Source organism: Candidatus Megaera venefica (assembly GCF_034554655.1).
In the GTDB taxonomy this organism is placed as follows: Bacteria; Pseudomonadota; Alphaproteobacteria; order Rickettsiales; family Rickettsiaceae; genus Megaera_A; species Megaera_A venefica.
Map to the genome: position 1 here is coordinate 1 of NZ_JARJFB010000060.1, position 10394 is coordinate 10394.

At 36.3% G+C, this 10394-nt stretch carries 11 protein-coding genes; 2 read left to right on the plus strand and 9 right to left on the minus strand.

The window, feature by feature from the left end:
* Positions 1–262: 262 nt before the first annotated feature.
* The 9 genes from Megvenef_RS04570 to Megvenef_RS04610 form a co-directional block, all read right to left on the minus strand.
* The gene (locus Megvenef_RS04570; protein WP_322776807.1) at positions 263–640 is read right to left on the minus strand and encodes a carboxymuconolactone decarboxylase family protein; all 378 of its coding nucleotides are present in this window, start codon (positions 638–640) and stop codon (positions 263–265) included.
* A 9-nt stretch (positions 641–649) separates the two neighbouring features.
* On the minus strand, positions 650–1507 hold the full coding sequence (locus tag Megvenef_RS04575) for a glycoside hydrolase family 17 protein (protein WP_322776808.1): 858 nt from the start codon (positions 1505–1507) through the stop codon (positions 650–652).
* Positions 1508–1701: 194 nt separating this feature from the next.
* A complete protein-coding gene (locus Megvenef_RS04580; RefSeq protein ID WP_322776809.1) occupies positions 1702–2388 on the minus strand; it encodes an ABC transporter ATP-binding protein in 687 nt (228 codons plus the stop codon).
* On the minus strand, positions 2381–3625 hold the full coding sequence (locus tag Megvenef_RS04585) for a lipoprotein-releasing ABC transporter permease subunit (protein ID WP_322776810.1): 1245 nt from the start codon (positions 3623–3625) through the stop codon (positions 2381–2383). The genes Megvenef_RS04580 and Megvenef_RS04585 overlap by 8 nt, the downstream gene beginning before the upstream one ends.
* Entirely contained in the window at positions 3615–4916 is a 1302-nt protein-coding gene (gene proS / locus Megvenef_RS04590) for a proline--tRNA ligase (protein ID WP_322776811.1), read from the minus strand. Before proS ends, Megvenef_RS04585 begins: the two co-directional genes overlap by 11 nt.
* A gap of 281 nt (positions 4917–5197) precedes the next feature.
* Positions 5198–5770, minus strand: coding sequence for a GTP cyclohydrolase I FolE (gene folE, locus Megvenef_RS04595; protein ID WP_322776812.1), 573 nt, complete (start codon positions 5768–5770; stop codon positions 5198–5200).
* 139 nt (positions 5771–5909) lie between these two features.
* Positions 5910–7280 carry a cbb3-type cytochrome c oxidase subunit I gene (locus Megvenef_RS04600; RefSeq protein ID WP_322776813.1) on the minus strand — a complete coding sequence of 457 codons (1371 nt, stop codon included), beginning with the start codon at positions 7278–7280 and terminating at the stop codon, positions 5910–5912.
* 50 nt (positions 7281–7330) lie between these two features.
* Positions 7331–7930 carry a ribonuclease HII gene (locus Megvenef_RS04605; RefSeq protein ID WP_322776814.1) on the minus strand — a complete coding sequence of 200 codons (600 nt, stop codon included), beginning with the start codon at positions 7928–7930 and terminating at the stop codon, positions 7331–7333.
* Positions 7923–8654: an RsmE family RNA methyltransferase gene (locus Megvenef_RS04610; protein WP_322776815.1), complete on the minus strand. Its 732-nt coding sequence runs from the start codon at positions 8652–8654 to the stop codon at positions 7923–7925. Before Megvenef_RS04610 ends, Megvenef_RS04605 begins: the two co-directional genes overlap by 8 nt.
* A gap of 4 nt (positions 8655–8658) precedes the next feature.
* Here Megvenef_RS04610 and Megvenef_RS09850 point away from each other — a divergent pair, with 4 nt between their 5' ends.
* Positions 8659–8805, plus strand: coding sequence for a DUF1674 domain-containing protein (locus Megvenef_RS09850; protein ID WP_410519760.1), 147 nt, complete (start codon positions 8659–8661; stop codon positions 8803–8805).
* Between the two features lie 31 nt (positions 8806–8836).
* The gene (locus Megvenef_RS04620; RefSeq protein ID WP_322776816.1) at positions 8837–10177 is read left to right on the plus strand and encodes an ATP-binding protein; all 1341 of its coding nucleotides are present in this window, start codon (positions 8837–8839) and stop codon (positions 10175–10177) included.
* Positions 10178–10394 lie beyond the last annotated feature (217 nt).

Sequence of the window (10394 nt, forward strand, 5' to 3'; positions counted from 1 at the left end):
TTTTTGTTGCTCCCATTATAATAGCTTTAATTACATATGGTTTTACACCTTCAGCCTCAGCGAGTTGCTTTATAAATGAAGTGGTTGATTTACTGAGCATATCTGCTACCGCCTTGGGATCTAAGGCAGCTAAACCTGCAACACGATCATCTATTATTGCTTTTGCCATAATTAACCTCAAAAACTAAATTATACATCGCTTAATGATATTGTATGTTAGTTAATTTTTAATTAATATATTAAAAATTAAAGTTTTAGCAGTCTATTTATCCAACTCATCAATAACTTCTAACGCAACAAAAGCAGCTGTAATCGCAGGAGAGAATCCACAAAAGAAAGAAGTTTGCATAATAATTTCTCCAATTTCGTTTTTGCTAAAAATATTTCGTTTTAACATCATTCTAATAGTATTTTTTACTTGAACTAATGAAGCACCAACAGTAATTAGAGACGATAATCTAATAATTTCACGCTCTCTTTGATTGAGCAGAGAATCACTATTCATAGCCGCAACAGAGTTTTTGATAAACTGTGCATACGGGGGGTGCAACCTATTAATATTATTAATCATAAAATCCCCTAACTCACCGCCAAGCTCAGAAATTTTTTCTTTTCCCAATTTAATCTTTTTTTCTTCCATTAGGTTTTCCTATTTAACTCTTGATAATAAATCAACAACTGGCTTTGGTTGCCAATCTTCTGTCCATAAGCCACCATAACCACCAGGAGGTGACTTGATTTGTGCAAATGGCATATCAGTGGAAAAACTCCATATAAATGGAATATTATACTCTAATAATTTTTCATAAAAGATTTTTTGATTTTCATAGCTCTTCTCTTTTGTAATACCTTCAGGAATATTCTCTCCACATGGCCAAGTTGCCTCATGTACAATTACAGCTTTATTTTTTGGCAAAAACGGGTTTTTAAGTATTTCCTCATAAGTTGCTTTAATCCAACCAGCACCATCTATTGGATCACGACGAACATTAACCCACCAAGTTTGCAAATTACACATAATATAATCACCAAGCTCCAACGCCAACCGAGAAGACATATTATATTCAAATCGGTGTAACCCAGTTGTAATTGGAATTTGATAACGCCGTTTTAGTTCTGTAATTTCATTTTTTAACTTGTCAAAATCAGCAAGACCTTTGTGTATTACTTCATTACCTATCAACACGCTATCAATATGATGTATTTTTTTCTTAAGGTTGTCTTTTTCTAATTCGTAAAGTTCATCATTTGGCCACCAAAGCAAAGAAATTACCTTCTCAAACCCTATCTCTTTAGCTATCTGAGGAATATTTTCTAAACCATTAAAAAACCCATAACATGACAAACCACGGAACCCAGATTTATACAATATGATTAATTCATCGTAAACTTGCTTTTCTGTAACTTTATCTTGGCTATATAAGTTAAAAGGCTTACCAGGAGAATAGTTGATCCAATTACGTTTCTGAAGTAAAGATTCTACTAAACTTAAAGACTTTGCGTTCATAACCCCAAACCTATAGATAATTAAATCAAATTTAGTTTTAGTGTACTAGAACAACAAAAAAATCGCGCAGCCTTTTAACTTGTGTTACAAAAATTAATTTATGTTAGGTGATTTTAAGGTGACACAAGTAATAATGACACAAAAGCTTTAAATATATGTTATTGAGCAATATAATTTGTTAGAGAAAATTTGGTTTATACTATCTCTGTCAACCTATAATCAAGCCTATAGGTTTTGTTCATTCTAGCGGCAAGATTCAGATTATGAGAGACCATTACAATCGCAGTATTATACTTTTGCGCACGCTCTAGCAACATATTAAACACTTCATCAGCAGTATTTGAATCAAGATTTCCTGTTGGTTCATCAGCAAGGATAATTCTCGGATCACTTATAAGAGCCCGAGCAATAGCAACTCTCTGCTGCTCACCACCAGAAAGCTCACCCGGAGCATTCCATAGTCTTTTACTAAGACCAAGATCTCCTAATATTTCTTCCGATCTATCCATTGCTTCATTCTTATTCATACCCTTGATCAATAAAGGCATCGCAGCATTTTCCTGAGCGGTAAAGTCTCGTAACAAATGATGATATTGATAAACAAAACCCAAGTTCTCGAGCCTTATACGGTCCGCATTTTTTAGATTACTTACCAAAGCATCAGAAACTCCATCAATATGAACGCTCCCCTGACTAGGAGAATCAAGCAACCCAGCAATATGAAGTAATGTAGACTTACCACTACCAGAAGCCCCAACTATTGCAATCATCTGGCCACTATACACTTCAAGGTCAATGTTTTTCAGCACTTCTATCACCGACCGGCCTTGACGATAGTCTTTAGAAACGCCTTTAAGGGAAAGAACAAGCTTGTTATTCATATCTCATAGCCTCAATTGGACTCAAAGCCGAAGCCTTATAGGCTGGGTAAATAGTAGCCAAAAATGATAAAACTAGGGCAATGGACGTAATCATCACAACATCACTAATTCTAACTACTGATGGCAGGCTATATAGGAAATAGATCGCTGGATCAAAGATTCTAGTACCAGATAATTTTTCCAAAAACTGCCTAACATTCTCTATGTTATAGGAAAATAAAAGACCAAATACTACACCTAAAAACGTTCCAATAAATCCAATCATCATACCGTTAAAAATAAAGATCAGCATTATTTGCTTTGTTGATGCTCCTATAGTTTTCAAGATGGCAATGTCTTTAGTCTTGTCCTTCACAACCATAAAAAGGCTAGAGATAATATTAAAGGCAGCAACTAAAATAATCAGCGACAAAATTGCAAACATAGCAACCCTTTCTACTTCCAAAGCACTAAGAAATTGCTGATTGTCCTGCATCCAACTTTTAACTTGTACAGAAAAGCCAAAATCTTGTTGCAATGTTTTGGAATATTGTTTAGCGTTTTCTTGCTCCTCAATATTAATTTCAAGCAAATTTATACCATTACCCATAGAAAGAAATTTCTGGGCAGCCACTACAGGCATCAACATAGCCGCCGCATCGTAATCGTACAAACCACTCGTAAATATTGCAACAACCGTGAAATCTTTTGCTCTAGGCATACTACCAAAGGCGGTAGGCAACAAACTAGGTGCAATCAACTTAATTTTCGAACCAGCAGATATTCCCAAAACACGTGCAAGCTCAGAACCAACAGCAACAACATTAGCTCCATCGTAATCAGAAAAACTACCTTCCAAAACATTACCAAGTATTTCGCCTTTCGTCTTTAAATCAACAGCATCTATACCCTTTATAATAACCCCGCTATTGGTTCCAGTGCCAAGAGCAAGTGCTTGCCCAACAACCAAAGGAGTCACTTTTTTAACGAATTTATGATTACGAGCTTTACTAACCAAATCTTCATAATTCTCTATAACTTTGCCCATTGGGGTTACAGAAATATCTCCATTAAGGCCAATTATGTTGTTAGTTAACTCGATATGAAAACCATTCATTACAGACATAACAATGATTAAAGCAGCCACGCCAATCGTAATACCAGCAAGAGATATTCCAGAGATAATCGAAACGAACTTCTCGTTCTTTTTAGCGTTGAAATATCGAAACGATACAATTGATATAAAGTTATTTAACATGAAGACTACTTATTATTTCAATTGCCGCTGAATCTACCGAGATATCTTGCACTTCACCAGATTGTCTATGCTTCAGTTCTACCAAATCACTCCCAGCTTTTTTAGGACCGACAATAATTTGCCACGGCGAGCCAATCAAATCATGAGTAGCAAATTTTGCACCAGGACTATCTCCTGTATCGTCATATAGCACATCGATATTTTGATCTACAAATTGATTATACAAACTCCTAGAAATTTGATTACACTTATCGTCCTTAATATTTAAGTTAATTATCGAAACTTTGAATGGAGCAACTTGCATTGGCCAAATTATCCCTCTCTCATCATGACTAACTTCAATTATTGCAGCAACTAATCGTGAAATACCAATTCCGTAGGAGCCCATTTGTATAGGAACCAGGCGACCGTTACTATCATTAACCATAGCGTTCATTGGTTTTGAGTACTTATCTGCAAAATTAAAGATATGACCAACCTCTATTCCTTTTCTTACAGATAGCTCACTTTTACTCAATGGACAATTATCTGGGTCATGCTTCTCCTCAGTTGCCGCATAAAGAGACTTCAATTGGTTTATATCCCCAGCAAGAGTATCGCCTAAAATATCGAATTTCTTATCATAGTATAATGTACTTTCACCAGTATCTGCAACCACATGGAACTCATGACTCAGCTCACCGCCGATCTCTCCAGGATCAGCAGCAAGGGGAATTGCATTTAAACCTAAATCTCTAAATGTACGCATGTATGCAACAAAAACTTGATCATAAGTCCTGATAGCGCTTTCCATGTCTATATCAAGTGAGTACGCATCTTTCATCAAAAATTCTCTACCACGCATAACGCCAAAGCGAGGCCTGATTTCGTCACGAAACTTCCATTGAATCTGATATAATACCTTTGGCAGTTCTTTGTAGGACTGAAAACTATTACGAACAATGTCAGTAATCAATTCTTCGTTTGTTGGCCCAAATAATAAATCATGATCATGCCTATCCTTGAAACTAAGCATTTCTCTTCCGTACACATCAAAACGTCCAGATTCACGCCATAAACTAGCATCCTGCACACATGGCATCAATAGTTCAACAAAGCCAGAAGCATCCATGTTAAACCGTACAATATTTTCAATATTTTTGAGGACTTTTAAACCCAGTGGTAACCAGCTATAAATCCCCGCCGAAGACTGACGAATCATACCGCTCCGAAGCATAAGCGAATGAGATACAACTTGAGCCTCAACTGGTTTTTCTTTTAATACTGGCAAAAAATATCTGGATAATAACATAACTTTAAATTAACTTTTTCATCTTATAAAAACTATAACAACTATCTAAAGCTGTCCTGAACTTGTTTCCACTAGTATCGAGAACAAAAAAACCTTATGCAAAATATAGCACACGTCGTGCCGGGCGTGATCCGGTATTGCGCGAGATCCTGAATCAAGTTTAGGATGACTTCTTAGCTCAACAAGGCTTTTGATTAACACAACTCAACAGGTACTAACTTATTATTCCAAACACTAGTGCTCACGCAGCAGGAATAATAGGAAAAGCAACCCTACTCTCCTTAAGCCTTTCTGATCATATTACAAAATTCCTGGCGTTTCTCATGATTGTCTAAATATAGGCCAGTAAAATGACTCGATTCAAGTACGCTTCCTTCCTTCAATGTTCCTCTTGTAGTCATACAGCTATGGGTAGCTGAAATCCTAACAGCCACACCTTTTGGGTTCAAATGTTTTTGCAAAGCGCAAGCGATATTAGCAGTCATTCTTTCTTGAATCTGTAAGCGCTTAGAGAATACATCGACCAATCTAGCCATCTTACTGACTCCAACTACTACCCCATCAGGAATATACGCAATATCTACTGTACCAGAAAACGGCAACATATGATGCTCACATAATGAAGTAAAGCTCACCGATTTGAGCAATACCACGTCATTATATTCACTAATATCATGAAATTTCTTATTTAAAACCTTAGCAACATCGTGCGCGTAACCTTCAAAAAGTTCATCGTAGCTTTTAACAACTCTTGTGGGAGTATCTCTTAAACCTTCTCTAGACGTATCTTCACCGATATACTCTAACAATAGTTTTACCGCTGCTTGAGCTTGTTCTTTTGTTGGCCTTTCCACTTGATTTCTCTAATCCTTAAAATTCTTTTGCAATCAGTCTACTACAAATCTTTAGTCTAATGAATTTTAGAGCGAGGTTAGCGCAGCGTACACTTTGTACGTTAACACAACTGAAACTCACAAAATTCGTTTGTATCATTTAAACTGAAGAACGGTATAAGTTTTTAGCACAAATATAAACAAACATCAAGCCACCAATTATCGCAATCAAACCTCCACCTCCAACCATACCCATATACATCTTTGCAGAGAAAGGCATATCACTCCCTGGTGTTTTTCGAAGAACTCCATACCCGCCAGCAAGAGCTAACCCCGCTACGTGCAACAACTGACCAAAGGTAATAACATAAATTTGCCAAGCGACAACTTTGCCCGACTTGTTTCCTTGCCAATTTTCTAAAATATCATATAACCTACCAATTAATCCATCCGAGTGAATCAGTGTTTTCTTGATCTCTGCTTTAAAACAAATTAAATATGTAAGACCCATAAAGGCCACACTAATTCCAACAATTGATCCGTGATAATGTGCAGGAATAGTAACATTTACACCAGATATAATTGCTCCAATTAACCCTCCAGACAAGAACAGTAAAGAAGACGCTAAGAATGCCGCCGATACGAAAGGTGGGACATTTTTTATTCTAGCTGTCAGTAATTCAAATAATAAAGCTAAAATAAAAATCGTTGGCGCAAGGCCGCCAGTATAAATCATATGTAGAGTAAAAAACTCTTTGAAAACACCGTCGGAAACATCATAATAAAAATGACCAATAAAAATAAAAAGCGCCAGAACAAAATTAAGTGCCAACAACATCTCATAAACATTGGTATAATTCAGTCTTCCCCCTTTCCAAGTTTCAGCTAAAGCAAGCAAAGCAAACATCATCACTTGAGTATATATAAACTGAAGCAAATGCCCCCCACTCCAAAAAAGCATTTCGTAGTAATAATCAATCTCGAGCGGAACGATATTAGTCAAAGAATCAATACCAAAATAAGAGAGTATAAAACAAACCCACACACCGATAAATAATAATGCCGAAGTACATTTAGTAATCACAACGATTCTGTCCCCATAAGAAAAGGCATCTTGTTTAATAAAACTCATAACGACTATTTGTACCGAGAAGATCAAAATTACTACACCAAAAAGACTTAGTCCTATTATAAAAACAAGGTTTTCTAGCATTGGCACGTAATTATTCATTACCGGCTCTGATCCAGGGAACAAAGGACTAAGAGCCATAAGCAACATTCCAACGAACCCGGCCTTAGCATAGACCGATTCGAAGCCTGATTTAATCTTTGATACACTCCAAACAGCGCTTGTAATAGCAAGTAACCAGACGAGTACAGATAAATTCACATGAATAACTAAAGCAGTTCTGAATACCATGGGGTCGGAAAATACTTGACCAAGGCCAGGGGTTCTAAGCACAACTAGAACGACTGAATACAGACCAGCAATTGCTAGTGCAAATACGCCATTTTTAAGCCAACTAATCATCACTATCTCCATTAACAATAAGCAGTATTTTATATCTCGCTTGTGATCATTTACAAACCATGCCCTGCAGCATTACCTTTAACTTTAAAACTCTTTCTATGATGCACAGACTGCCCATACTTTATTATTGCTTCCATATGTTCTTTTGTTCCGTAGCCTGAGTTTTGGCGCCACTTATACTCGGGGAATTCGTCTGACAAATTATCCATCAACCTGTCTCTTGTTACCTTAGCAATAATTGACGATGCAGCTATTGAAATTGACTTATCATCCCCTTTTATTATGCTTAAAAATCTTTGGTCATCAAATTTCATATTACCGTCAACTAGTACAATATCAGCCTTTACTTCAAGAATAGAAACCGCTAGACGGCAGGCTTTCATCGTTGCTTGCAATATATTTATCTCATCAATTTCGCTAGATCCAACAATTCCAACTGACCAGAGGTAATTCGATGTTATATGGTGATAAATATCCTCTCTTTTCTTCTTAGAGAGCTTCTTAGAATCCTTTATACCTTTAATAATATTATTTTGATCTACTATAACAGCAGCAGCAACTACCGGCCCAGCAAGGGGCCCCCTACCAGCTTCATCAACACCAGCAATAGTTTTACCAATAAATTTCTTCTCAATTTCTAAATCAGGCATTATTTCTCATCATTTGTACGCATGCAAGCGCGGCAGTAACGGCTGTCTCAGTTCTTAGGACTGTATTACCCAAACTTATAGGATATACGTGATCATATGATTTAATATGGCGCATTTCATTCTCAGAAAAACCACCTTCAGGACCTATTAAGACAGCTATTGTTCGTTTCAGCTTTGGGATATCAATGATTCTATTTGTCTTAATCTCTGATTCACAAGCGAAAATCACCTGTTCAATTTCAGGTAATTTACAAAATTCACTGAGCTGCATTTCTTGCGCCAATTCTGCTGGCTTAAATCTCTCACTTTGCTCTGTAGCACTTATGATGCATCTCTCCATCTTTCCTTTGTTAATTGTTTTATATTGAGTTCTTTCCGACAAAAGCGGGATAATTTTGGTCACACCAAGGGCAGTAGCTGACTTTATAGCTTCGGTCATACGATCAGGCTTAATAAGGCAAAGCGCAAGTATCAGCTCTTTCTCAACTGTAACAGCCCTAATTTGAGATTCAATACGAACAGTCACGTGAGACTTACCGACAAATTCTTCTACTTTAGCAGCAAATTCACCATCAATAGCGTTAAATACCCTAAAAATATCTGACTTCTTCAAACGCATCACTGACTTTAAGTAATGAAAATCTTCGTTTTCTATTTTTAGAGTTTGATTTTTACAAATGGACTGACTAGTATAAAGCCTGGTTAAATGGGAAAACTTCATCATCTACATGAAAGAAAATAATAATCTGGATAATACACCAACAATCAAAAAAAGCTCAAGCAAAAACATGCCCGAAGAATTTGGTGGTCCAAAAGGACTCGAACCAACAAGATATGGCGACTGGGAAAAAGGAGGCAGAGTTTCTGATTTTTAATTCAATATAAAATTAGAGGAATTAGTAGGAATTGGCTAATATTAAACCATCTTTGATCATCATTTGTACGTTTATAGTTGTAGCACTTGCAGCCACAACAGAATGGATCAACCCTGGAACTTTCTTTATCGTAAATACATTTGGCCTTACTGCCTTAATCATAATTATTACAGCAAAAGCACATTTCGGGAAAATTGATTTAACATCCGAGCAAAATGCACACTCACAAAAATTACAATCGCTTGGTCAATTGTCCAGCGCAATTGCCCATGATTTTAATAATCTTTTGACAGTAATTATCGGTAATAGCGACTTACTACTAAATCGCTATGCGCGCAGTGATAATTCGTTTAAAGAGGCTTATCAAATAAAATCAAATGCACTCAGGGGGGCAAAGCTTGTTAAGCAGCTTCTTTCTTTCGCTAAGAAATCTTCAATTCAACCAATAAATATAAATATCGCTGAGCTATTCACAGAGCTTACCCCTTTATTTTCACAATTACTTAGTGAGAAATATAAAATTGTTATCACTAATATAGACAAAGATGCTGTGATATATGCCGATCCAATTCAACTTGAACAAATAATTATCAACCTAATAATAAATGCACGGGACGCTATGCCAAATGGCGGAAATATTTTTATCGGTATCGTTTTTGCCTTTATAAACAATAAGCATACTACTGAAGGATATTATAAACCAAATACTTCAAAAATTATAGAACCAGGGCAGTATGTCAGAATTGAGGTCAGTGACTCTGGTATCCGTATTCCAAAAGAAATATTACCCAAGATTTTTGATCCATTTTTTTCAACAAAAGATTCCTCTGGCACCGGCCTTGGATTAGCGACTGTTTTTCAAATTATTGAAAAACTTGGTGGCCATGTTCTAGTGAAGTCACAAAAAAATATAGGAACCAGCTTCATTATTTATATCAATCATGTCAAAGATGCCGATATATCTGCTATATCAGAAATATCTCCAGATGAATCTCTTGAATTAAATTCCTCTGATTATAACATTTTATTGGTTGAAGACGAAGATTCTGTAAGGATGTTTGGCGCTCACGCTTTAAGCGACTTTGGTTTCAATGTATTGGATGTAAGAACTGCCGAAGAAGCCCTAGAAATCGTCACACAAAATCAGAGAAGAATCGACCTATTAATAACCGATGTAATGCTTGGATCTATGGACGGCTATGACCTAGCAAAATTGATTAAACTAGAACTCCCAGACTTAAAAATAGTAATAACATCCGGTTACGACGAAACTGCAATGGATGGCATAGAACTAAAAAAACACCTCTTTTTAAGCAAACCATATACACTTAAAGAACTTGTCGATAGCGCAAGAAAGGCACTAAGGGATTAGATGGAGATAGCCGAGTTTGGGGCACGTAAGCAACGGTGGCAATTTTGGTTAAATTAACCTGAGTTTGGTGTAAAAAATGGATATTCTGGTAAAAATCCGAATAAAAGCCTGTCATCCTGGTTTTACCCCGCCGCCTAAATAGTCTCTCCGTCAAAACTCTAAATTTTTGATATAATTTCAAGAATTTCAAAAATAAATCACCGCACATTCATTTTTT

Excerpts from the sequence above, each read along its gene's own strand:
- Megvenef_RS04570 (WP_322776807.1), bottom strand. The coding sequence starts at position 640 with ATGGAAGAAAAAAAGATTAAATTGGGAAAAGAAAAAATTTCTGAGCTT.
- Megvenef_RS04575 (WP_322776808.1), bottom strand. The coding sequence starts at position 1,507 with ATGAACGCAAAGTCTTTAAGTTTAGTAGAATCTTTACTTCAGAAACGT.
- Megvenef_RS04580 (WP_322776809.1), bottom strand. The coding sequence starts at position 2,388 with ATGAATAACAAGCTTGTTCTTTCCCTTAAAGGCGTTTCTAAAGACTAT.
- Megvenef_RS04585 (WP_322776810.1), bottom strand. The coding sequence starts at position 3,625 with ATGTTAAATAACTTTATATCAATTGTATCGTTTCGATATTTCAACGCT.
- proS (WP_322776811.1), bottom strand. The coding sequence starts at position 4,916 with ATGTTATTATCCAGATATTTTTTGCCAGTATTAAAAGAAAAACCAGTT.
- Megvenef_RS04600 (WP_322776813.1), bottom strand. The coding sequence starts at position 7,280 with ATGATTAGTTGGCTTAAAAATGGCGTATTTGCACTAGCAATTGCTGGT.
- Megvenef_RS04605 (WP_322776814.1), bottom strand. The coding sequence starts at position 7,930 with ATGCCTGATTTAGAAATTGAGAAGAAATTTATTGGTAAAACTATTGCT.
- Megvenef_RS04610 (WP_322776815.1), bottom strand. The coding sequence starts at position 8,654 with ATGATGAAGTTTTCCCATTTAACCAGGCTTTATACTAGTCAGTCCATT.
- Megvenef_RS09850 (WP_410519760.1), top strand. The coding sequence starts at position 8,659 with ATGAAAGAAAATAATAATCTGGATAATACACCAACAATCAAAAAAAGC.